20 protein-coding genes are annotated in these 23505 nt (G+C 37.5%); 11 read left to right on the forward strand and 9 right to left on the reverse strand.

The window, feature by feature from the left end:
• Positions 1-23 precede the first annotated feature (23 nt).
• Together BDR01S_RS08115 and BDR01S_RS08120 are read left to right on the forward strand one after the other, a co-directional pair.
• Complete coding sequence (locus tag BDR01S_RS08115; protein WP_066251346.1) at positions 24-536, forward strand: acyl-CoA thioesterase; 513 nt, start codon at positions 24-26, stop codon at positions 534-536.
• Between the two features lie 97 nt (positions 537-633).
• Positions 634-1020 carry a PaaI family thioesterase gene (locus BDR01S_RS08120; RefSeq protein WP_066251349.1) on the forward strand — a complete coding sequence of 129 codons (387 nt, stop codon included), beginning with the start codon at positions 634-636 and terminating at the stop codon, positions 1018-1020.
• Between the two features lie 327 nt (positions 1021-1347).
• Here the strand turns inward: BDR01S_RS08120 and BDR01S_RS08125 are convergent, their stop codons facing one another.
• The 3 genes from BDR01S_RS08125 to BDR01S_RS08135 form a co-directional block, all read right to left on the reverse strand.
• Positions 1348-2901, reverse strand: a complete 1554-nt coding sequence (locus BDR01S_RS08125; protein WP_066251352.1) for an ABC-F family ATP-binding cassette domain-containing protein — start codon at positions 2899-2901, stop codon at positions 1348-1350.
• A gap of 291 nt (positions 2902-3192) precedes the next feature.
• Positions 3193-3519 (reverse strand): AzlD domain-containing protein, encoded by a 327-nt coding sequence (locus tag BDR01S_RS08130; protein WP_066251355.1) that lies wholly within the window; start codon positions 3517-3519, stop codon positions 3193-3195.
• On the reverse strand, positions 3510-4229 hold the full coding sequence (locus BDR01S_RS08135) for an AzlC family ABC transporter permease (protein WP_066251358.1): 720 nt from the start codon (positions 4227-4229) through the stop codon (positions 3510-3512). The genes BDR01S_RS08130 and BDR01S_RS08135 overlap by 10 nt, the downstream gene beginning before the upstream one ends.
• Before the next feature lie 113 nt (positions 4230-4342).
• Here BDR01S_RS08135 and BDR01S_RS08140 point away from each other — a divergent pair, with 113 nt between their 5' ends.
• Together BDR01S_RS08140 and BDR01S_RS08145 are read left to right on the forward strand one after the other, a co-directional pair.
• Positions 4343-5728, forward strand: a complete 1386-nt coding sequence (locus tag BDR01S_RS08140) for an aminotransferase-like domain-containing protein (RefSeq protein ID WP_066251361.1) — start codon at positions 4343-4345, stop codon at positions 5726-5728.
• Between the two features lie 661 nt (positions 5729-6389).
• Complete coding sequence (locus BDR01S_RS08145; RefSeq protein ID WP_066251364.1) at positions 6390-7781, forward strand: purine-cytosine permease family protein; 1392 nt, start codon at positions 6390-6392, stop codon at positions 7779-7781.
• A 350-nt stretch (positions 7782-8131) separates the two neighbouring features.
• Here BDR01S_RS08145 and BDR01S_RS08150 read toward each other — a convergent pair whose 3' ends face one another.
• From BDR01S_RS08150 to BDR01S_RS08165, 4 genes are all read right to left on the reverse strand, one after another.
• The gene (locus tag BDR01S_RS08150) at positions 8132-9172 is read right to left on the reverse strand and encodes an AbrB family transcriptional regulator (RefSeq protein ID WP_066259724.1); all 1041 of its coding nucleotides are present in this window, start codon (positions 9170-9172) and stop codon (positions 8132-8134) included.
• 103 nt (positions 9173-9275) lie between these two features.
• A complete protein-coding gene (locus tag BDR01S_RS08155; RefSeq protein WP_066251366.1) occupies positions 9276-10256 on the reverse strand; it encodes a VOC family protein in 981 nt (326 codons plus the stop codon).
• 94 nt (positions 10257-10350) lie between these two features.
• Positions 10351-11520, reverse strand: a complete 1170-nt coding sequence (locus BDR01S_RS08160) for an acyl-CoA dehydrogenase family protein (RefSeq protein WP_066251369.1) — start codon at positions 11518-11520, stop codon at positions 10351-10353.
• Between the two features lie 24 nt (positions 11521-11544).
• A complete protein-coding gene (locus BDR01S_RS08165; protein ID WP_066251372.1) occupies positions 11545-12441 on the reverse strand; it encodes an alpha/beta fold hydrolase in 897 nt (298 codons plus the stop codon).
• A 173-nt stretch (positions 12442-12614) separates the two neighbouring features.
• Between BDR01S_RS08165 and BDR01S_RS08170 the strand changes: the two genes are divergently transcribed.
• On the forward strand, positions 12615-14420 hold the full coding sequence (locus BDR01S_RS08170; RefSeq protein WP_066251374.1) for a V4R domain-containing protein: 1806 nt from the start codon (positions 12615-12617) through the stop codon (positions 14418-14420).
• A gap of 122 nt (positions 14421-14542) precedes the next feature.
• On the opposite strand, the gene BDR01S_RS08175 is transcribed toward BDR01S_RS08170, so the two are convergent.
• Positions 14543-15838, reverse strand: coding sequence for an MFS transporter (locus BDR01S_RS08175; RefSeq protein ID WP_066251378.1), 1296 nt, complete (start codon positions 15836-15838; stop codon positions 14543-14545).
• A gap of 554 nt (positions 15839-16392) precedes the next feature.
• On the opposite strand from BDR01S_RS08175, the gene BDR01S_RS08180 reads away from it, so the two are divergent.
• From BDR01S_RS08180 to BDR01S_RS08200, 5 genes are all read left to right on the forward strand, one after another.
• A complete protein-coding gene (locus BDR01S_RS08180; RefSeq protein WP_066251381.1) occupies positions 16393-16866 on the forward strand; it encodes a flavin reductase family protein in 474 nt (157 codons plus the stop codon).
• A gap of 14 nt (positions 16867-16880) precedes the next feature.
• Complete coding sequence (locus tag BDR01S_RS08185) at positions 16881-17675, forward strand: 2-keto-4-pentenoate hydratase (protein WP_066251384.1); 795 nt, start codon at positions 16881-16883, stop codon at positions 17673-17675.
• An 82-nt stretch (positions 17676-17757) separates the two neighbouring features.
• The gene (locus BDR01S_RS08190; protein WP_066251387.1) at positions 17758-18546 is read left to right on the forward strand and encodes an FAD synthetase family protein; all 789 of its coding nucleotides are present in this window, start codon (positions 17758-17760) and stop codon (positions 18544-18546) included.
• Positions 18547-18800: 254 nt separating this feature from the next.
• Positions 18801-19760: a tRNA dihydrouridine synthase gene (locus BDR01S_RS08195; RefSeq protein ID WP_066251389.1), complete on the forward strand. Its 960-nt coding sequence runs from the start codon at positions 18801-18803 to the stop codon at positions 19758-19760.
• A 74-nt stretch (positions 19761-19834) separates the two neighbouring features.
• The gene (locus BDR01S_RS08200) at positions 19835-21001 is read left to right on the forward strand and encodes a D-alanyl-D-alanine carboxypeptidase family protein (protein WP_066251392.1); all 1167 of its coding nucleotides are present in this window, start codon (positions 19835-19837) and stop codon (positions 20999-21001) included.
• Positions 21002-21103: 102 nt separating this feature from the next.
• On the opposite strand, the gene BDR01S_RS08205 is transcribed toward BDR01S_RS08200, so the two are convergent.
• Positions 21104-21994: a LysR family transcriptional regulator gene (locus tag BDR01S_RS08205; protein WP_066251394.1), complete on the reverse strand. Its 891-nt coding sequence runs from the start codon at positions 21992-21994 to the stop codon at positions 21104-21106.
• A gap of 173 nt (positions 21995-22167) precedes the next feature.
• Here BDR01S_RS08205 and BDR01S_RS08210 point away from each other — a divergent pair, with 173 nt between their 5' ends.
• Positions 22168-23388, forward strand: coding sequence for an MFS transporter (locus BDR01S_RS08210; RefSeq protein WP_066251397.1), 1221 nt, complete (start codon positions 22168-22170; stop codon positions 23386-23388).
• Positions 23389-23505: the final 117 nt, after the last annotated feature.

Below are 23505 nucleotides of genomic sequence, written 5' to 3' on the forward strand. Positions count from 1 at the left end.
GATGGATTGAGGGAGAAATACTTATGAAAACAAAATATTGCAGGGAATCCCGAGTTGTACGAACGAGCAGGGTATTTCCAAATGACGTAAATAATCATAATACATTATTTGGCGGAAAGTTAATGAGTGATTTGGACCAGGTCGCCTCCATTTCCGCAGCCCGTCATAGCCGGAGGGAATGTGTAACGGCTTCTACTGATTCGGTTGACTTTCTCTATCCCATCCGACCAACAGATTCTGTATGTTTTGAATCGTATGTAACCTGGACCGGTACATCCTCTATGGAAGTGTTCGTAAAAATTATTGCCGAAGACTTAAAAAGCGGACAGTGTAAAATAGCAGCAACTGCACTTTTAACCTTTGTCGCACTTGACGAAAATAAAATGCCTACACGCGTTCCAGAAATTATTCCAGAAACAGAAGAAGAGAAAAAATTGCATGAAACAGCACCAGAGCGAGCAAAGATCCGAAAAGTGAGAAAACAAAAGAGCCAAGAGTTGGCTGCGTTTTTAACAACGAGTCATCCGTGGAATTAACTTTTCTATGATTCTTTAATGGTGCAAAAATGGATAAGGCCTAATTACATGGTACAAGCCATTAATTATATTTCGAAAAAAAGGGAGGGAGTACTCTATGAGGAAAACTGAACCAGGAATGAGTCCTTTTTGGGATTATATTGGAATGACAGAGGAAATAATTGAGGAGGGGTATGCAGAGTTAAGGTTAAATATTACACCTAACTTAACTCAAAGGAGAGGTACAGTTCACGGAGGGGTACTTGCTTCTCTCGTTGATGCTGCTGTCGGCTCTGCCGTACGTTCTACACTTTCGAAAGAACAGGCTTCTGCCACAGTTGAGTTAAAAGTAAATTATGTTCGTCCTGCCAAAGGAGTTTATCTAATCGGAAAGGCTAAACTTTTTCAGCAAGGAAAGACCTTAGCAGCAGGACAAGCTGAAATATTCAACTCGGATGGGAATTTAGTGGCAATTGGCACTGCTACATATATGATTTTAACTTGATAAAAATGGTATCACGATTGTTTGTGGAGAGGGAATCTTGTTCGTTCACTTTTTTTTCTAAAAAAGTGGATACCTAATTATTACCACTGATAATACGGATAAAGAATTGAAAATGCAGAGATTCCACCAAAGAAGGTAAACTAAAAAAAGTTTAAATAGGTGCCAGTGGTCAAGTCCCTAAAAAATGGACACACAAAAAATTCTACATTTAGCTACATTTGAACCTTTTTAAGAAATCTAAAGTATATTTTTATTAAAAATTTTGGATGGTTATAAAAAGGGGTACCCAAGTGGAATTTAATTCATTGGGTACCCCTTAATCTTTATTTAAAAAACTTTCGTAGTCCAATCCTCACAATTCCAAATATCGGTCGCAATTTCACGATAGAAATCTGGTTCGTGGGATACCATCAAGATACTTCCGCGATATGCCTTTAAAGCACGCTTCAATTCTTCTTTTGCGTCCACATCCAAGTGATTGGTAGGTTCGTCTAGAATTAATAAATTCGTTTCTGTGTTTAAAATTTTACACAATCGAACTTTGGCTTTTTCGCCACCAGAAAGGACTTCGATTTTACTTTCAATATGTTTTGTCGTTAATCCACATTTTGCAAGAGCAGCACGGACTTCAGCCTGATTCATACTTGGAAACTCGCTCCAAATTTCTTCAATACAAGTGTTGTAGTTGGACTGTTTAACTTCCTGCTCGAAGTAACCGATGTGTTGATACTCACCACGTTCCACTGTACCCGAAATTGGATTAATCAACCCAAGAATACTTTTTAAAAGAGTAGACTTACCAATACCGTTTGCACCGACGAATGCAATTTTCTGTCCGCGTTCCATTTTCAAATTCAGCGGGCGAGAAAGTGGTTCATTGTACCCGATAACAAGATCTTCAGCCGTGAAAATATAACGACTGGTTGCACGAGCTTCTTTGAAGTTAAACTCTGGTTTTGGCTTCTCTCTCCCCAATTCAATTACTTCCATTTTGTCGAGCTTCTTCTGACGAGACATCGCCATATTACGAGTCGCCACACTTGCCTTGTTACGAGCAACGAAATCCTTCAAATTAGCAATTTCTTGTTGTTGGCGCTTGTAAGCAGACTCTAGCTGTTGCTTTTTCATTTCATGAATATTTAAGAAGTTATCATAATCACCAACATAGCGATTTAACTCTTGATTTTCCATGTGATAGATCAAGTTAACAACATTGTTCAAGAATGGAATATCATGTGAAATCAAGATAAATGCATTCTCATATTCCTGTAAATAGCGCTTTAACCATTCGATATGCTGTTCATCCAAATAGTTCGTAGGCTCGTCTAGTAATAGGATTTCAGGCTTTTCTAGCAAAAGCTTAGCTAGCAAAACTTTCGTACGTTGCCCACCGCTAAGATCATCTACATCTCGATCAAGTCCAACATCGTCTAATCCTAGACCACGAGCAACTTCCTCAACTTTTGAATTAATTCGATAGAAATCATTACTATCTAAAGTTTCTTGTAGCTCTCCAACTTCTGCAAGCAGTGCATCGATATCAGCACCTTCATCACCCATTTTTGCATAAAGTTCATTGATCTCTGCTTCAGCATCAAATAGATATTGAAAAGCAGTACTCAAAGCTTCACGCATGGTAGTACCTTTTTGAAGTACAGCATGCTGGTCTAAATAACCAACACGAACTTTTCGTGACCAATCTACTTTCCCCTCGTCGGGTTGCAACTTCCCAGTAACAATATTCATGAAAGTAGACTTACCCTCACCATTTGCCCCAACTAGTCCAACGTGCTCTCCTTTTAAAAGTCGAAAAGACACATTATTAAAAATCGCACGATCACCAAAACCGTGACTTAAATTTTGTACGTTTAATACGCTCATTTATATAACCCCTTATCTAATATCACATGTGGATATCTTACTAGATTTCAGCTACTTTTTCTATCTTGAAATTAATTTTTTGAAACTAAAATTTTTTAAAAACAAGTGTAAACCCATCAACACCCGATGTGTTGCCACATACATATGGCACACGTGGAGTGCATAGCAAAAGTAGTATTAAAATAATTCAAAGAGCCTATTTCAAAAATAGAAATGGGCTCTTTTTTTTGGCATAAGTTGTTCTTTCGACAAAATCTAGCAAACTTCGGGTCATGACAGTGCTTTACCAATTTAAAACACAAAACGTAATATCATTATAGAGATGATTCCAGCTACAACAGTTCCTAATAAACTGCGTGTTACAATGGCAATAATAAAGGCAGGCAACGCGGCGATTAGTTCAAGGTTATTTTGCAAAGGTTTCAATTTACCGTTTGGCATTAGCAATTCTTGCCCCACTAAGGCTGCCATAACGGCAATGGGGACGTAGTTCAACCATCTCATGGTCCATTCTGGCAGTTCAACACGACTCAAAATCGCAATTGGTAGCACTCGTGGAATGAATGTTACAAGGGCTGAGCCTAAAATAATTAAAAAGATAGACCATCTTACTTCCATTTTTCCACCGCCATTCCTATGGTTGAGGCAATGATTGTCGCCACAATAACACCTACGCTTCCAGATGCGACTAAACTTACCCCTACAACAATGGCAACAGCACATAGTGCCACAATAACATCTTTCATCAATTTTCTTCGGCTGACCATTTGCAGAACAAGAAGGCCTATAAACATACCCGGCAATGCAAAATCAAGACCGAATTTTTCTGGATTCGAAATCCATTCTCCGAAAAATGCTCCTGCAATATTGGCAATGAACCAATTTAAATAAGCGGATATATTTAAACCATACATCCATTTTTCGCTGAGCCATTTCTTACTTGCTGCTTCATTCATTGCCACACCAAATGTTTCATCTGTAAGTAAAGAACCGATTAATATATTCTTGAAGGGTGAAAGATGACGGAAATAAGGCGATATAGCCGCGCTCATTAAAAGATGGCGGAGGTTAATAAAGAAAATAGTAAAGATAATCGCTAGAGTGGGACTATTAGCCCCAATCATCGCGGCAGCAATAAATTGACCAGAACCTGCGTATAAAAGCAAGGATATTAGTCCAATTTCAACAATCGAAAGTCCTGCTGTTTTTTCCACAACACCGGCCGCAAATCCAATACTTAAGTAACCAAGTACAGTGGGCAGACAATCCCGTACACCGGCAAAGAAGCTGTGTTCTTCCCGCAAAAAAGTGCTATCACTTATGTTCATCTTCCTTCACTCACTTTTAGAACTAATTTGTATGTAAACTAACTTTAGCATCCTTATTGTATGGCTTCAATGATATAATTGTATGCAATACAATTTTTCGAGGAGGGTGTTATATGCCAGTTAATTCATTTGAAAATTATCCTATGTCGTGGAAGCCGGATAAAAAACAGCTTGTCCCTCCATTGTATCGATCGATTGCCAGTTTGCTGGAATATGATATTCTCAATGGCTTTCTTGCACCCAATACGAAACTTCCTCCTCAACGAGAATTAGCAGATTACCTTGATATTAACCTGAGCACTATCACAAGGGCATTTAAAATATGCGAAGTGAAAAGATTAATCTATGCCGTTACCGGAAGGGGAACCTTTGTTACTCCCAATATAAAAAATGCTATTTTCATGGCAGAAAGTGATGAGAATAAGAATTATATAGAGATGGGGATCATCAAGCCCCTTGATAGCACAAACTCATTGGTCGCACAAGCGATTAAAAGAATTGCCACCAAAGATTATCTGGAAAATTTATTAGATTACAGACACCCGTTAGGAATGCCTTATCATCGAATGGCAGCCAAAAAGTGGATGCAACGTTATAACATGGATGTACCCATTGAAAATATTGCGATCACTTCAGGAGGGCAAAATTCTTTTTCGCTGATTCTGATGGCCTTGTTTCATCCGGGAGATAGAATAGCGGTGGATATGTATACTTATCCTAATTTTATTGAACTGGCAAAAATGTTGAATATCCAATTAATCCCTATTGAGGGGGATGAGTTAGGCATGAAGCCGGAGAGATTAGATGCCGTCTGCAGAACAAATTCATTGCAGGGAATTTATTTGAGTCCCTCCTGCAATAATCCAACTGCTGTAACAATGAATATGAATCGCAGAAAGAAAATAGCAGAGATCATCAATAAACACGGGCTTATTTTAATAGAGGATGACGTATACTCTTTCCTGGCTCCGCATGGCTATTTCCCTATTTCACATTTTGTACCGGAAAGGTTTGTTTATATCCTGAGTATTGCCAAATCACTAAGCTCTGGTATTCGAGTTGCATTTATCGCTTACGCCAATCAGTTTGTTGAAAAAATTACGTATGGAATTTTCAATCTCAATGTAAAAACATCTGCCTTAAATGCAGAAGTTATAACAGAATTAATTAATACAGGGGCTGCTGAACAAATCATTAAGAAAAAGAGGGAAATTTCACAAGAAAGGAATCGGATTTACCAGAAATATTTTCAAATCGATCAGCCGAGCGAAAACCCTATTAGTTTTTTTCGCTGGTTACCATTGCATAAAGAATGGCAACTAAACCAGTTTGAGCATATTGCTCTAACCCGGGGGATTCATGTTTATCATTCGCATCGTTTCTTGGTCAAAAAAGATGAAGCTCCCCAATTTATTCGTATTTCACTAACATCTCCTAAGGACTCCGATGAATTGGAGAAAGGGCTTTGTATCCTAACAAGATTTTTGCTAGAGCCGTAAATATCTGGTCACCACATCCTATGTGTTGCCACATACACTCCGCACACGTAGAGTGTGTGGCGCAACTCATTTCAAGGATAGGCAACTAACCATTTTGGGGAGTTGCCTTTTCATATTTCTTGTAACGGATGAACAAAGCTGTATTGAATATGGAATATGATTAGACTCTTATGAAAGCTTGCAACGCATTTATGTTCCTGGAAATCTGGATTATGTAAACTGATTGTGTTATACTATTAACATAACTCTTCACAAAAAACACATTGAATGCTTTGGAAAACACTATATGTTGAATTGGTAATGGGTTCGGCGGGCATTAAATGCTCCACTTCGTACTCATTTTTTTTATTGTATAAAAGGAAAGTTTAATTTATCCCCCTAATAAACCATGGCTGTTCTGTTTGTTAGATTAAAAACCTCCACTTCACTTCTAACTGCCTAATCGGCGGTTTAATCCTTCTGAAAAACCATTACTTAGATCTGATTGAAACGATCGAATGATTCCTCCGCAGTAATTATGAATCATAAAAAAATCCTATTTTCAGGTTCGGCCTTTACAAGGGCCAGTTGGTTCCAATTCATATAGTCATAGTTATTTTTCTGACATAAGTGTCCTTCATTCATAATATGTGAAAGTATACACAAAAGAAGGGGTGTTAAAATGGGGAATGTCCAAACTACAGATTTCAAAGAAAAAGAAGATGACTATTCGTTCGATAAGGTACCAAAGCAAAAAAGGAATATGGGCTGGTTTAGTATTACAAACATAACCTTTGGAATCGCAACAGCCATTTTTTACTTTCAAATGGGAAGTGTAATGGCACTTCAATTTGGGGCGGTTAACGCAATCATTTCAGCTGCTTACGCCATCGTTGTGGCTGGAATACTCGGAACAATCATTGCTTATTTATCAGCTAAATCTGGTATGAATGTGAATTTATTATCCAGAGGAGGATTTGGATATATAGGTGCCTCATTAACCTCTTTTATTTACGCATCCAACTTTATCATGTATTGTGCATTTGAAGGCATGATATTAGTTGCTGCCATACATGCATTTTTTCCACACATCCCAGTATGGCTTTTAATCATTGTCTTTGGTTCAGCCGTTATACCTTTAAATTGGTTTGGTATCAAACAGTTGGATAAATTAGAAAAATGGTCACTGCCTATATTCGGAGTATTTTTAGTAACAACCATCATAGTAGCATTCAATAAAACCTCGGTTTACGATGGGAACTTTTGGACATATTTGCCAGATGGTATTCAAACAGGAGGAACAGCTTTGCTTCTCTGCATAGGTATGCAGCACGGTATAATGGGGTTAACAGCTCTTCTTGGATCAGATTATGCAAGGTTCCTTAAACCAAAGGATATTAAAATAGGATCATTCATGATTGGATTTGTACCACAAGTTTTCTGTTTTGGAGTGATGGGCGGCCTTGGAATATGGTTTGGTGTTCGTTTAGGAGAGTCCAATCCAGGTGTTTATATTGTATCACTCCTTGGTTTAGGTGGAGTTATATTTACTTTATTGACTCAAATCAGAATTAATATTACCAATATCTATAGTGCTTCACTTTCACTCTCTAACTTTTTTGAGAATGTTTTTAAATTTAAACCAGGCAGACGTTTTTGGATTGTTGTGGCAGGGGTAATATCCATGGCCATGATGTTGGGCGGCATACTGGATCATTTAGATACTGCCATGACATTCCAAGGGGTTTTTCTTTTGACTTGGGCAGCTATTTTGGTTACTGATTCTTTAGTAGTGAAAAAGATATTAAAGATTGGTCCTGGTTATTATGAGGCCAGACAGGAGAAATTGTATAAATGGAATCCTGTTGGAGTCATTCCGTTAGTTACGGCAAGTGTTTTAGGTACGGTGGCTGCATTAGGATATATGGGGATGTTCTTACAAAGTACGGCAGCCTTTTTTGCGGCGATTCTAGCTTCTATCCTCACTGTAGTTTTCGCTGTGTTAACAAAAGGAAAATATTATAGCATGTGTAAAGCTGACGATATATTGGAAGATGATTATATTGCATCGTAAGTTATTTTAGAACTGTGAAAAGGAAATTATAGGAATCTTACCAGTACCATTGTTGAAAAAATAAAAGAGCTGGCTCTAATTTGGTCCGTCCGAACCTTATAGAGCCAGCTTTTTTATGTAAAGTAAGGAGATGCTGATTTTCTAGAATATCGAGTCCAATATGCTTTGAACAGGGTTACCACAAGAAAACACCGAATTCCTTCTATTATATATGTTTAACTTTGACCCTATAAATTTCAATCAAAAAAAGGCCCCACTGACATAAATTCAAGTATCAGAGCGTTTTCACCACAGGTATAGATTTCCAATAAAAATTTTCCATAATTATGCTGTTATATATTAATACTTTACTACACTGCTTGCTTGATAGTAGACAATCTCTTTTTTTCTCGCCAACGGTAAAACATTTTCATCAAAGGCATTATTAAAATAAAGATGAACAGTAGCCTGAATGTTTGGAACATCGAAACAAGCGAGACTTCTGCTTTAACTGCATCAGCTAATAATACCATTTGATCTAAACCACCTGGGGCAGTGCTTAGAAAACTTGTAGCAAATGTTGTGTCCAATGCAAACGACATTAGGAAGCTTGAGCCAAATGTTAGAGCAATCAGTGCGAATGCGCTGAAAATGCCGCCTACAAGTACACGTACTGGAAGCTTAATCATATGTGGCTTGAGCATTAAGCCAATATGAGCGCCAATTAATAGTTGTGCGACGTCCATGAATATGCCAGGTACTTGTGGCATTACGATAGGTGTTGTGAGGTGCAAGGTAATTAACAAAATAATGGGTGTAATGAAAAATGCGACAGGCAAATGGATGCGTTGCATTAAATGTGAGCATACCCATGCAAGTGCAATTAATAATACTAAACTAATGGTTAGCTTTGCGTCAGTTGGCTGCTTACTTATTACTTGTCCAGCGACGATAAACGGTACGAATACAACGACTAGTAACAGCCGAATTACTTGAAAATAAGAAATAACGCCAATTTCTTCTACTTTTTCTTCTTCAGCAAATACGACGATTTGACCTAAGCCGCCTGGGATAGCACCTAGTACAGCAGCCTTCATCGGGATATTTGCCCATTTACTCGTTAAGTAAGCGATGCCAATTGAGCCACCGATTAAAATAACGTTTAGCGTTATCATGTAAAATAAAATTGAACCCATCATGCCGAATAAATCGATGTTAAATTGTACGCCTATTACGGTACCGACCATGACGACACCTAAATCACGCAATTTGCCGGACCATCTGAGTGGTCCTTTATAAATAAATTGGGCCAACATGATGACAACAATTGGGCCGAGCATCCAAGGAATAGGGATGTGCAGCAGGCTAAAAATATAACCGCCAATTAAAGATAAAACTAACACCTTTAACATTGCCTTCAACAGTAACACCCCTTCCTTTAATAATATTCCTAACTACATTTATTACCTAAGAAACCACCAGCGTTCAAGGTCATGAATACTGGTGGTTTAGTTATTATGATTTCGCTAATTCTTTTACTTGTGCTTCACGATCTACATCATCACGTCGACGATCACCCCAGTATGCAGACCCATTTTTCAAATATTCTTCATAAGTCCATTTTACTGGCTCCCAGTCTGGCTCGAAGATTAAGTAGCCGTTTGTAAAGATTTCAAGACGTAAGCCGCTTCCTGGGTCTTTTACGTAAATATACATTGCTTGAGAAATCCCATGTTTCCCAGGACCAACAAATTGTACTTCTGACTCGCATAGAATGTCAGCGGCACGTAGTAAGTCTTGTGCGTTGTCTAACCAGTAAGCGATATGGTGCATTTCGTTTGGTTCTTTTGAACGTGGTGTCGACATAACAGCTACGTCATGTACTAAGTTAGTTACGGATAACCAGCTGGCAACTTGGACATCGTCTTGATTGACGAAATATTCACGCAACTTGAAGCCTAATGCTTCTTGTAAAAATTTTACGATCCCCGCGTTGTCGTGAGAAGTTTGTAAGTTTACATGATCGATACGGCGTGGAGATACACCCTTCGCCCAGGATTTATACGTTTGGTTTTTAAGGACTGATTTACGAGATTTATCAGCCGGTGTTTTTTCCATATCGTAGTAAAGTTCAAAACGGTGACCACTTGGTAATTCGAAACGGATGGCTTCGCCTTGCGCTACCTCTTTGCCTGCCTCAATCCAACGCACTTCTGCACCAGCATCTTCTAATAAGGTTGCGAAAGTTGCGATGTCCTCGCGGCGTTTGGTACGCCAGCCGATGTGGTCGATGTAAGAAGTTTCACCAGCTGTGATGGATAAAGTATGATGTTCGAAGTCTCCCCAAGCTCGTAAATAGTGTACACCATCAACAACTTCTGTTTCTTCTAAGCCAATGGTGTCGCGGAAGAACAATAATGACTTTTCAAGATCTGCTGACACTAAAGCTACGTGTCCTAATTTTGCAATTTCTGGTGCGTAATGAAATTTTTCCATTTATTTTCACCTCATAATTAGTTGTTTTTTATATATAAGAAGACATATGAAATACAAATCCACACTTTATAAATTACATTTTAAAATACTAATATTAACCTTGAATGTTTGTATTAACGCCGAATAAATGTCTACCGTAACCTAAAATGCCGTCTTCATATAAAGAAGTAATGTGCGTTGCGATTGCCATTAAGTCACGAGTGAATAGTTCTACCGGGTGACCCTTTAATAATGCGTGTCCACCTAAAGTAAGTAGTGATTTTACGCCGATTTGTGTACACTTATCGATAATCTTTGCACGGATTGCTTTATATTTTGCCCCTTCGTATGGGTCACCTTTATCTGCTTCCATCATTGCGATGTATTCATTTAATAAGCTTTTAGCAGTAAGCATTTCAAGCTTTAACTCCGAAAGTACCCGTTGGCTCGTAGGAGAATCTTTTTCATTTATGCCAGAGAAGCGTACGCGACCAGCTGTATGCTTTTCGAATTCGTCAAGTACACGCTCTGCACCACCAACGGCCATTGCTGCGAACCCTACATAGAAGCCAGGGTAGAATGGTGTGTTGTAGTATAAGTAGTCTTGATCGAACTCTTCATACGGTGGTTGGCTCTTTTCGATAATTTTGCTAAAGCGTAAAATTGCATCAGGCTTAACGAAAACTTTATCGACGATTAATGTATTACTACCTGATCCACGAAGACCAAGCGAGTCCCAAGTTTTCACAACTTCTAAATCAGAAACTTTTAATAAAATACCTACACGTTCAGGTTGGTCGCTGTCTTCGAATTTCATAATTGCGCCGACGCCAACCCAATCGCTGTAATTAATACCGCTTACAAAGTTGTACTTACCCGAAACGATATAGCCGTCTTCAGCGGGTTCTACTTTGCCGATTGGTGCAAATACGTCAGCTACGAAGCCGCCTTGGTTAATGACTTCATCTCGAATGTGCCTTGGATAGTAGCATACCCAAGAGTTGTGCACTGAGAAGAAGTATGTTAACCACGAAGCAGATAAGTTATGGTAACCAACTGTACTTACCATATCAACGAACGTGCGCCAATCAAGTTGTGGATAGCCAAACTCTTTCGGTAAAATTAAACGATGAATTTCCTCCTCACGGATAATATCCGCGATGCGTGGAGATATTGTCGAGTTTAGATCTGCTTGGATTGCTTCTAACTCTGCAGCTTCACCGATACGGATTGCTTTTTGCATAATTTCTTCATACGTCGCTTTATTTTCAACTACTGTAACCATTTGATCATTCCTTTCAAAAATAAGTTATTGTGCTGTAACTGCTTGATCTTTTTCCACTGCTAAAAAATCAATGACAAGTTTGTTCACGATTTCTGGTTGGTCAGTTTGTGCTTGGTGACCGCAGTTTTCGATATATTCGAATTTAATGTTCGGTAATAATTTTTCCAGCTTATAACCTGTCTCAACTGGTGCAACAGTATCTTGGTTACCCCAAATGAATAAGCCAGGGATTTTTAATTTTGGGAATGAATCTTTAATGCAGTATCGATCCCAAAGCTTTGGATCTTCATTCATTTTTGCTAAGTAAGCATCGAATGCTTGATTTGATTCTTTTATACCTGGGCGAGTTGCCGCTTGATGACGTAGTTGAATGAGTTCTTCAGGAATGACTGTGTCTTCACTTGAATTGCGATACATAAATTTACGTAACGATTCTTCTGTATAGTCGTAACCAATCACCTCTAAGAATGAACGCAGCTTTCTTTCGGGTACTTCTTGCATCGCCTGATAAATGGTATTACTGCCGATGTATACAACCTTATTAACCTTTTCAGGATGGTCAATTGCATATTTAGCTGCAACGTAAGCACCTTGTGAGTTGCCGACAAGTGATACTTCATCGAGGCATAATGCTTCAATAAAATCATGTACATGATCCACTAAGCTTTGATGCCCACGTACTGGCCATGCGTGAGGGCGTGCATCTGTGAAGCCCATTGATAGTTGGTCTACTGCGTATGCGCGGAAGCCGGCTTTTGCTAATGCAGGTAACATCAAACGCCAACCCGCTGCGCCGCAAGCCCCAGGTCCAGCACCATGTAGTAAAATTACAGCTGGTCCCTCTGTTCCGGCCCAGGAATAATGTGTACGTACACCGTTTGCTAATACGAAACTATTATAAAAGCCTTCAAAAATTGTCATCAATTTGCCCCCTTGGATGTGATGTTATTTTCTGTTTTGAGTATAACTGTTAAAAAATTCTAACGTCATAGCGATTTTTATTGAATGAATAGTAATAATCTTTAAAATTTATTGAAAAATGAATTTTATTTTTGTAATATGGGAAATAGAAAAACAAAGGGGAAGTGATTTTAATGAGTGAAATAGCATTTGATTCTAGCGAAACGAAAAATATTTTAATGTCGGCAAATGCCTTCCACACATTAAAAAATAATTTATTTAACAACATTGGCTCTCATAAAACGAAAGGTTTTTTATTCCGATTTGGTAAAGAGTTTGGGGAGGAATCAGCAAAAAATATGCTCCAAAATAAGAACTCGATGAATGCTGTCGGTAAAAGACATTCGCGCTTAGGTCATGTAAAAGATGTTATTTTCATGGGGGAAATTGTGCGCCATCCGGACGGCACGATTGAATGTATCGATACGTGGGGACAATGGGTAGAATCATTCGAAGCAGCATTACACCTTAAAAATTACGGTGTAGCAAATGAATGTGTATGTCATATGTTATGCGGCTTTGCAAGTGGTGCATTGACATATGAGTTTGGCGAGTCAATTATTGCCGTTGAGTACAAGTGCGTCGCAAAAGGGGACCCATGCTGCGAGTTTAAAGTTCGTTTGGAGCGCGATTGGCTCAAAGAGAAGGAGGATCTTATAGACCTTTATCAGAACGACAACATTCTTTCCGAGCTCGAAATGACGTATGATGCACTTTTGCATCATAAGCAAATGCTCGAAAAAATTTCGATATTTCAAGGTCAACTTACACAAAAAGTAACAGATAAGCATTCGATGGATGAAATTGTACAGGCTGCGTATGAGCTGTTGAACATCCCAATTTTAATTGAGGATATTCACGGCACTCCGTTAAGTCAAATTGGTTTAACGGAAGAACAGCAGCTAGTAATAAAAAAAGATAAGGCGAAGTTATCGCATTTTGTCGATAAGCATAATGTTTTGCATTATCAAGGGGATAAGTATTGGAAGTTGACGGCACCTGTTCTTATTAATAAAAAAAGTTATGCCACGTGTTCGTTTGTTTACTTTGATGAGAAGCATATGGATGAAAACGACCACTTATTTTTAGAACGGATTTCAACGGTCGTGGCGTTATGTATTTTATACGAGGAGACGCAGTTTGAAGAGCAACAACGTTTGCGTAGCTCGCTATTAGAGCGCTTAATTCATAATCGAAATATTAAAGATATCGAATCTTACTATAAATTCTTACCGTTTAAGTTTCAGCCACCGTTTTCTACAGGTATTATTAGTGTGAAAAAGAAAAAGAAAAATGACGAAATTATTGACATTCATGACCAGCTAACAGCGCTGTCTAAGCTGGCAAAAGAGTCGGAATTACCTTGTATTTTTGCAGTACTCGGGGAAGAAATTGCTCTCCTTAACTCACTAAATAGCGATAAGCAAGGGTGGCAAAAGAAAATCACGAAAATTTTTCAAAAGATGGAGAAGCAAAATAGCAATTATAAATATTCAATAGGGCTTAGCGGAACGTTTAACAACTTTAAAGATTTCGAACGTTCTCTGCAAGAGGCGCGTGTCGCACAGCGGTTCCCAAACCAAAAGCTACTAACAGATTACCAAGATTTAGGAATGCTCGGCGATATCGTAAAGAACATGAGTGTTGAGCAGCTACATGAAATGGCGAAAAAGACATTAAAAGACTTATACAATTTCAATGATGTGCGTAAAAAAGAATTGTTGCACACGCTTTACGTTTATTTATTAAATAGCCAGCGCTTAAAAGAAACGATGGATGAGTTGACCTTATCAATCGGCGGGATCCAATATCGCATAAAGCAGATTGAGGAACAGCTGCAAATTTCACTAAAAAACGCATCAACAGCCGCATATACCTTATTAGTCATTCAGGCACTCATATTGTCGGATAGCTTAAACTTTGAGGAATTTGCACGATAAAAGCAAAATCAAGCACTCATACTTAGTGAATACCATTATTAATCAAAAAAGACTGTAAAACAAACTCACTTCCTGAGTTTGTTTACAGTCTTTTTTCTTATGTGGTAAACCCATGTTGAATTTTATTGCTCTACAACAATGTCTAAGTTCACTTGCTCTTCTTTAGCAGCAAGATTTACATCTTCATTTTCAGTTGCTGTCATTTTAAATTTACGAGTAACTAATATCACTATTGCAGATACAAAGTATAGTCCAACTATAAATAACACCCCTGAGTTGAAGCCAGAGCGAATATCATTACCAGCAAGTGTAATTAAGTAACCAGTAATCCATGGACCGATGATACCAGCCATACTTGCAATAGATAATGAAATACCTGTTACACTGCCTACTAAGTTTTTCGGAATGATTAACGTTTTAATCGTGGTATTTAACGGTAATAAGCTTGTGTTCATTATTAAGCCCAATCCTAAGAAAATACAAGCTAAAACTGGTGAAGATACAATGGTGGTCATTGCGTAAGAGGCCGCACCAACAAGTAATACTGTAATTAATACACGGTCATAAGATTTGATAAGGCTTTTATTTTTCTTGAATAAGTAGTCTGTAAATTTACCTACACCAATTGCGAATACTGTACCTGTAATACCCATTCCAGCGAATATTAAGCCCATACTTTGTGGTTTGAGACCAACGATTTTTGTTAAGTAAGTTGGTGCCCATGTAAGAACCCAAGTTGTAATCCACATTGACACGAAACCTACAAGTACAATTGATAATACATACGGGTTGGTGATTACATTTACAATATACTTGAACGGTACTTCCTTGTTAGAAGCTAAAGACTTTACGTCTTCGACCAGTGGCTGCTTTGGCTCGTCTCTCATAAACAAGAAGAAGAGTGCCCATACAAAGCTTGCTACCCCTAACAATGCGAAAGTATGCTGCCAACCAAAGTTTGTAATACCCATTACTAAAAGTGGTGCAGCTAAATACGTACCAACTGTTGTACCAGAAGTCATAATAGCTGTAGCGACACCACGCTGTACACTAGTGAACCATCGTGCAAGGTGTACTAGGCAAAAACTGAGTGTAGCACCCTCGAAGAAACCTAAGACAATGCGCAGCAAAATTAATTGTGTTAACGTTTCGACAAAATAAGCACTTGCTAATGAAAGTGTCCATCCAGCAGCAATCATCATTAATAAATATTTTGAGTTGAAGCGATACGTTAACGTCCCTAAAATAATACTTCCGACAGCGTATGCAGCGAAGAAGCTACTTCCCACTAAACCAAACTGATCGTAAGATAAATTTAGTTCAGTCATGATTGGTTCTGCGGCTAATCCTAGTACTGATTTATCAGTATAGTTTAAAACCGATAGCAAGAATAAAAATCCTAATACAACCCAACGCATGAAAATCCCCCTTGTATCACCGTATTTTACCATCCACTTTGTTTCCTTGTTAAATTGTTAGTTTTTTCTGAATTTAAAAAAGAAAATTCATGTCTCATATTCTCTCTTAGGTGATGTCAGCGTTTTCAAAAAATGATTTGGTTCGTTTCACACCTCCATTTGTTTCGCAAGAAACTCATTCATTTCAGCATTTTTTTTACTTTCTTAAAAAAAATACTAGTGTCTAATCGGAAAATTCGGACTACGAATCTTCCATGAAAAGAATTCTATTTGAAAAAAAAGAGATTTACAAGAAAAAAAAGAATGATACTAATTTGTGTTTTGATAGAGAACAAAAAAAACAAAACCAAATTCTAATTCCAAAAAGGGTAATTTTTGACATTGTGATATATTGATAAATCTGAGTTTATCAAAGAAAAAATTCACAAAAAATTCATATTTGGTTTTGTGTAAATTTTATTGCTATTGACTGAATTTTCAATAAAAAATACCATGATAATATTTAATAGACTCAATTATGATTAAATTATTCGATTAAGAATGGAGGAATTGGGATGGATGATCGTTTATTTAGAGATGCAATGGGAAAGTTTGCTACAGGCGTGACGGTTCTATTAACTGAAAACGAGGGAGAAACGCATGGAATGACAGCAAATGGTTTCATGTCAGTATCATTGGATCCGAAGCTTGTCTTAATTTCTATTGGACATAAAGCAAAATTCTTAGAGAAAGTTTCACAATCTAAAAAATATACAGTAAATATTTTAGCGGAAGATCAAGAGCATTATTCACGTCATTTTGCTGGGAAACCTGGCGAAGAAGTAGTGTTTGAAACGTTAGCTGGGCTACCGGTATTAAAAGGGGCTATCACTCAAATCGCATGTCAAGTCGTATCAGAACATGTAGAAGGTGACCATACATTATTCATCGGTAAAGTAGTAGGTCTACATCTTGAGGATAAAGATCCCTTATTGTTCTTCAGTGGTAAATATCGTCAATTGACTGAGGTAGAAACAGTTAAGTCATAAAAGGAGAATTGTCTATGAATATTAAAATAATGGCAGAAGCATTGCTTGAAGCAGAACGTACGAAACAGCCAATTGCACCATTAACTGAAACCTATGAAAATATTACAGTTGCTGATGCTTATGCAGTGCAATTAGCGCAAATTCGTCAAAAGATTGACACAGGGGCGACTGTAAAAGGGCTAAAAATTGGTTTAACAAGTAAAGCGATGCAAGAAATGTTGAATGTATATACACCAGACTACGGATTTATTTTAGATACGATGGTATATGACGAGGCAGGTGGTTTAGTTGCTGAGTCTTTTATTCAACCAAAGATAGAGTTTGAAATTGCATTTGTTTTCAATAAAGAGTTAAAAGGGCCAAAAGTGACGGTGCAGGATGTAATCGATGCAACGGATTATGTTGTACCAGCAGTAGAAGTAATCGATAGCCGTATCGCGAATTGGAAAATAAAATTCGAGGATACAGTGGCAGACAATGGTTCTTCAGCAGGTGCAATTTTAGGTGAAAAGCGTACACTACTTAAAGATATCGAAGACATTACAAATATTCCAATGATTGTGAAGAAAAATGGTGAATTTTTAGACGAAGCAACGAGCTCGGCAGTGTTAGGTAACCCACTCAATGCGGTTGTTTGGTTAGCAAATGAAGTGAGTGCATTTGGCATTTCTATCGAACCAGGCATGTTTGTTTTATCAGGAGCCCTATCAAAAGCTGTTACCTTTGAAACAGACGATGAATTCGAAGTGGACTTCGGTTTACTCGGAAAAGTAAATGTTAACATCTCGAATGAAGTAGTGAAAAAATAGTAAAGCACAAAGTGGGAATGATTGGATCAGGACGGACTTAATGTATTAAATTGACACATAAACGAAAAAGGAGAGAATCGCAATGAAGGTAATCTATGTGGATGCTAATAACTTACATGAGATTAGACAATCATCTCCTAATTCAGCAATGGCGCTTGGTTATTTTGATGGTGTGCATTTAGGGCATCAAAGTGTAATTCAAACAGCTAAAGAAAAAGCACAGGCACAAAATTTATCACTAGCGGTTCTCTCTTTTTTCCCGCATCCAAAAAGTGTGTTATTTTCGAATATAGAAATCTCATATCTAGAGCCACTAGAACAAAAAGTTGAAAAGTTAGAAAAGTTGGAAGTGGATATTTTTTATATCGTAGAATTTACAAAGGCATTAGCTAAGGTAGAAGCGAACGATTTTTTAGATGATTATATTATAGGTTTGAATGCTAAGGAAATTATTTGCGGTTTCGACTATACATATGGGGCAAAAGCAAGTGGTACTGTTAAAACACTGGCAGTTTATGCAGCTACACAGCAAGTAGGCCTAACTGTTGTCGAGGAGCTAAAGTGGAATAATCAAAAGATTAGTTCGACTTTGATTCGGAAGCACTTAACAGAACGAAAGCTTAGTGAATTGCCCAATCTATTGGGAGGCTTTTATAAAACTAAGTATTGTCAAAAGAATGGTATACTACCGAATTATTCGTTACCGAATGTAGGCAGTTATAAAGTATTGATTGAAGATCGTCATTCTTTTATTGAGTGTGTGGCGACCGTAAAGTGTAAAAAATATATTCAGATTCATCATGAAATATCCAGACTACCGAATTTATTAACGATACAATGGGTTGATCGATTCGAAACAGTACCAAGCTGATTACCCCGGCTACCATTATAATGAAACCAATTAAAAAATGGTTAACAAAAATATAAACTGTACCCGATAGAGTAGACACTAAAAAAGGTCTGCCCTGTCGGGTACTTTTATAATGGAAGTAAAGATTTCCGATCAATTTGATAAAAAGTGCCTAAGCATGGTATAAGTGTAAGAGAAGCAGGGACATTCTGCTTTTTTATTTTGGGATAAGGGATTGGTCTGGTATCCGATAATGAGAGGATTTGAATATAAATATGATAGAAAATTTTTGGCGTGATTTACCACGACCATTTTTTGTACTTGCACCAATGGAAGATGTGACAGATGTTGTTTTTCGTCACGTAGTAAGTGAGGCCGGTCGACCGGATGTATTTTTCACAGAGTTTACCAACTCGGATAGCTATTGTCATCCAGAGGGCATGAAAAGTGTGCGTGGCCGTTTGACTTTTACAGAAGATGAACAGCCAATCGTGGCACATATTTGGGGGGATAATCCCGAAAATTTCCGTCAAATGAGTATTGGCATGGCAGAGCTAGGATTTAAAGGCATCGATATTAATATGGGCTGCCCTGTACCGAATGTGGCATCGAGAGGCAAAGGTAGTGGCCTTATTCTGCGTCCAGACGTTGCGGCAGAACTTATTCAAGCAGCAAAAGCGGGCGGACTGCCTGTCAGCGTGAAAACACGACTTGGCAATAAGGATGTTCAGGAGTGGGAGGAGTGGCTAACGCATATTTTTAACCAAGATATTGCGAACCTTTCTATTCATTTACGTACAAGAAAGGAAATGAGCCAAGTAGATGCGCATTGGGAGCTAATTCCGGAAATCAAAAAATTACGTGACCGTATCGCACCAAATACGCTGCTAACAATCAATGGAGACATTCCTGACCGTCAAACTGGGCTGCAGCTTGCTGAACAATATGGTATTGATGGAGTTATGATCGGGCGAGGTATTTTTAAAAATCCTTTTGCTTTTGAAAAAGAGCCAAAAGAGCATAGCAGTAATGAATACCTTGATCTTTTAAGACTGCAGCTTGATCTTCAAGATCAATATGCGGAAGAACTGCCACGTTCAATCACAGGGCTTCATCGCTTTTTCAAAATTTATGTCAAAGGATTCCCTGGAGCTGCTGAATTAAGAAATCAATTGATGAACACGAAATCAACAGATGAAGTGCGTGCATTGCTTGATAACTTTGGAAAAGAATGAGTCCCAATAATTTAACACTCCCTCATTTATTATACATACCTTATTATGTAGGATTTATTAAGGGAGTGAGGTATGTGTTTTGGAATAACACTTGGACTGCAGGGTATCGAACCATAAATTATGTTGTGCAAAAGGGAGATACGCTGTATTCAATTGCAAAGAGATTTAATACAACCATTCAAAATATAAAGAATGCAAACCATTTAATAAGCGATTCAATATATCCTGGACAATCGTTAACTATTCCAGAAGCTATATCTTATGTTGTAAAACCAGGAGATTACTTATATACAATTGCTAATAAGTTTAATACTACTGTCCAGAATATAAAGATTGCTAACCATTTAACAAGTGATTTAATATATCCCGGACAAACACTAATAATCCCTGCACCACTTGGAATAACCCTGCCAGAGGGAGTATTTGGTATTGGAAGCCATGGTCCCAATGTAGTAAGAATACAACAAGCATTGGTATCTATGGGTTTTAATATTCAACCGGACGGTGTTTATGGTCCTATAACTTCAAAAATTATCTTGGATTTACAAAATAAATACCCTGAAGTATTAATTGCTGATGGCGTATATGGACCCAAAACAAAAGAAATTTTACAAAAGCTGTTATCTTCAAACTATAAAGTAGTACAAAATCCCGATAATACAATGGTGTTAGTAAATAAATTTAATGCACTCCTCCCTTCCTATGTTCCTAAAAATTTAACTGTAACAGATATTCCATTTTACTTTTCAGAATTCCGGCAACAAAAACTAATGCGACCAGAAGCGGCTAAGGCAGTTGATGCTTTATTCGCTAAAGCAGAGATAGACAAAATCAATTTAACTGGTGTTTCGGGCTATCGTTCTTACGACTATCAAATCGATCTTTTTTCTAGAAATATAAAGGCGAATCCAAACGCCAATCAGGTTAGTGCTCGACCTGGCGAAAGCGAACATCAAACGGGCTTAAGCATAGATATTTCCAGTCCATCAGTAGGTAATTCTCTCAGCCAATCCCTTGGTGATACAAAAGAAGGTAAGTGGTTAGTACAAAACGCACCTGATTTTGGTTTTATTATACGATTTCCAAAAGGAAAAGAAAGTATCACGGGGTATCAATATGAGCCTTGGCATATTCGTTATGTAGGAAAAGAGGTAGCAAAGGAAATAGCTGGTCGAAACATAACATTGGAAGAATATCTCGGTCAACTACCTATTAATCGAACGGATTCTATTTATGGATAAGGTGTTCAAAACTGTTTGTTTTAAAATACGAATCTAAAAGATGGAGTGGAGCTTAAGCCCACTCCTTTTTGTTATATATATTTATTAACATACTACTTATATTTATTTTTTTATAATACCTATAGCCCTCTTCTCCAAAAAGTTCTTAAAATTTATGACGGCAGGAGACATATATCCATTCAATCTCCATACCATTTGGATTACTCGAAAGCATTTTGGAGATTGTACACGGACCATTGAAATTTTACTTTCGTCTAGATTAGGGATGTAAGGTACAATGGCAACACCCAATTTGGCTCCTACTAGGTCAGAGACTGTTCTCTCCTCATATCCTTCAAAGATCTTCCTAGGGAGAAATCCTGCTTCATTACAGAGATTTTGTATTAAATCATGAAGGGCTGTTTGAGGCTTGAAAAAGATAAACGGATCATCGGCTACTTCACTTAAATTTACTTGCTTTTTTCCCGCCAGCCTATGGGTAGCTGGAACAATTAGGAATAATTCTTCGGACAAAACTGGAATGGAACACAGACCTTCATGAGGTTCGAGCGGCGAACAGAAACCAATGTCAATGTTAGCTGCATCTATTTCTTTTAAGATTTTACTTGAAATATTTTGAGATAATTGAAATTGAATGTTCGGAAATTCCTTTTGGAAATCACTGATTAAATCAGGGACAAAACTGGAACCAAGTGTTTGGATAAATGCAAGTGAAATGGTCCCATGGTGTGGATCGACCATATCATGGATTGTTTGTTTTGCTTCTTTCATTTCTGATAATACCTGGTTTGCATGGCTTAGAAAAACCTTCCCATATTGGTTTAAAACGACCCCGCGGCTTTTTCTTTCGAATAAAGGGACACCAATTTCTTCTTCAAGACGCGAAATTGAACGGCTTAACGCCGGTTGTGAAAGATTTAATTCTTCGGAGGCTTTTGTAAAACTATTATATTTTGCAACTGTATGGAAATAAAAAAGTTGGTCAAAATCCATTTGGCATTCTCCTCGGTAAATCAGTGGTATTACTATTATGCATAGATACTATAAAAAATACAATTATGTGTGCATGGCAAATAGATATATACTAAATAAGTCACTTATATTTCAAGGAAACCATCGTTAAATAGATCAGTCAATTGACAAGAGAAAAAAGGAGGAAACATGAGATGGATAGACCAAAATTATGGACGAAGGATTTTATAAATATCACTACTATCAGCTTTTTTATCTTTTTAGCATTTTATATCTTATTAACAGCACTTCCAATTCAAATAACGAAAGAATTTGGCGGGGGTGCGGATCAGGCTGGTTTATTATTAACCTTATTTTTAATTGCGGCTATTATTATTCGACCATTTGCAGGGAAGTGGGTAAGTGTAGGATCACAAAAGAAAATACTGATTTATTCTGCATTAGCATTTTTTATTCCCACACTATTTTATCCATTTGTAACAAATATTTGGACATTATTTATCCTAAGGATTATTCATGGAATCACTTTTGGGGTTATAACTACGGTAAAAGGAACAATCAGTGCGGAAATCATTCCAGATTCAAGACGTGGAGAGGGAATGAGTTGGTTCTCATTAGCAATGGGACTAGCGATGGTTATTGGACCGGTTATCGGTCTTAACTTAGCTAATATTGGAGCATACAAAACAGCGTACATTATTTGTATTATCATTTCAGTACTAAATATCCTTCTATCAATGGTTATTCATGTTCCAGAACAAGGGAAGCAAGAAAAAGTTTCTAAAACAAGTAAAGGATTTGATCTTAATGATTTGATTGGTAAAAAAGCTGCACCATTTGCCATTGTCGTATTTATTTTAGCATGTGCATATTCAGGTATTGCTTCATTCTTAGCTTTGTATGCACAAGAAATTAATCTTGTAAAAGCCGCTAGTACGTTCTTTATTCTTTATGCGGGCTTAATGTTTGTATTCCGGCCTTTTACAGGTGTGTGGGCTGACCGTTACGGGGCAAACAAAATTGTTTATCCTTGTATTATTTTATTTGCAATTGGGATGGTTATGCTCTCATTGCCTCAAACAGCAGTCATTATGATTTTGGCAGGGGCAATCATTGGAATTGGGTATGGCTCTGTTACACCAATACTTCAAACACAGGTTATTAGTTCTGTTGAAAAACATCGTGTAGGAATCGCCAATTCGTTGTTCTTCAATTCAATGGATTTAGGAATGGCTATTGGTGCATTTGTGCTGGGAATTGCAGCAAACTCATTCGGTTATGGCAGTGTTTTTATCTCTGGTATTGCCCTTATTATCATAGGAGGCATAGCCTACTTCGCTTTAGCAAGCGGTAAGGAAAAAAAGACTCGCCATTCCGTTGGATTAAAGTCTGTCAATGATATTAAATATAAATAAAAATCTTTTTCAGGGTGCCTGTCTTCTGAATAATTGTTAATCTGGAGACAGGCTTTCTTTCTTAGCATAAGTAAAGGTTATATAATTAGTAAACATATGAAATTTGAAAGGAGAAAA

Origin of the sequence: Neobacillus drentensis NBRC 102427 (assembly GCF_001591445.1) — a bacterium.
Classification (GTDB): domain Bacteria; phylum Bacillota; class Bacilli; order Bacillales; family Cytobacillaceae; genus Neobacillus; species Neobacillus drentensis.

Coding starts and splice junctions, on each gene's coding strand:
- BDR01S_RS08125 (WP_066251352.1), bottom strand. CDS start 2,901: ATGAGCGTATTAAACGTACAAAATTTAAGTCACGGTTTTGGTGATCGT.
- BDR01S_RS08195 (WP_066251389.1), top strand. CDS start 18,801: ATGATAGAAAATTTTTGGCGTGATTTACCACGACCATTTTTTGTACTT.
- BDR01S_RS08150 (WP_066259724.1), bottom strand. CDS start 9,172: ATGTTAAAGGTGTTAGTTTTATCTTTAATTGGCGGTTATATTTTTAGC.
- BDR01S_RS08130 (WP_066251355.1), bottom strand. CDS start 3,519: ATGGAAGTAAGATGGTCTATCTTTTTAATTATTTTAGGCTCAGCCCTT.
- BDR01S_RS08190 (WP_066251387.1), top strand. CDS start 17,758: ATGAAGGTAATCTATGTGGATGCTAATAACTTACATGAGATTAGACAA.
- BDR01S_RS08165 (WP_066251372.1), bottom strand. CDS start 12,441: ATGACAATTTTTGAAGGCTTTTATAATAGTTTCGTATTAGCAAACGGT.
- BDR01S_RS08205 (WP_066251394.1), bottom strand. CDS start 21,994: ATGGATTTTGACCAACTTTTTTATTTCCATACAGTTGCAAAATATAAT.
- BDR01S_RS08115 (WP_066251346.1), top strand. CDS start 24: ATGAAAACAAAATATTGCAGGGAATCCCGAGTTGTACGAACGAGCAGG.
- BDR01S_RS08145 (WP_066251364.1), top strand. CDS start 6,390: ATGGGGAATGTCCAAACTACAGATTTCAAAGAAAAAGAAGATGACTAT.
- BDR01S_RS08180 (WP_066251381.1), top strand. CDS start 16,393: ATGGATGATCGTTTATTTAGAGATGCAATGGGAAAGTTTGCTACAGGC.
- BDR01S_RS08120 (WP_066251349.1), top strand. CDS start 634: ATGAGGAAAACTGAACCAGGAATGAGTCCTTTTTGGGATTATATTGGA.
- BDR01S_RS08175 (WP_066251378.1), bottom strand. CDS start 15,838: ATGCGTTGGGTTGTATTAGGATTTTTATTCTTGCTATCGGTTTTAAAC.
- BDR01S_RS08160 (WP_066251369.1), bottom strand. CDS start 11,520: ATGGTTACAGTAGTTGAAAATAAAGCGACGTATGAAGAAATTATGCAA.
- BDR01S_RS08135 (WP_066251358.1), bottom strand. CDS start 4,229: ATGAACATAAGTGATAGCACTTTTTTGCGGGAAGAACACAGCTTCTTT.
- BDR01S_RS08140 (WP_066251361.1), top strand. CDS start 4,343: ATGCCAGTTAATTCATTTGAAAATTATCCTATGTCGTGGAAGCCGGAT.
- BDR01S_RS08170 (WP_066251374.1), top strand. CDS start 12,615: ATGAGTGAAATAGCATTTGATTCTAGCGAAACGAAAAATATTTTAATG.
- BDR01S_RS08210 (WP_066251397.1), top strand. CDS start 22,168: ATGGATAGACCAAAATTATGGACGAAGGATTTTATAAATATCACTACT.
- BDR01S_RS08185 (WP_066251384.1), top strand. CDS start 16,881: ATGAATATTAAAATAATGGCAGAAGCATTGCTTGAAGCAGAACGTACG.
- BDR01S_RS08155 (WP_066251366.1), bottom strand. CDS start 10,256: ATGGAAAAATTTCATTACGCACCAGAAATTGCAAAATTAGGACACGTA.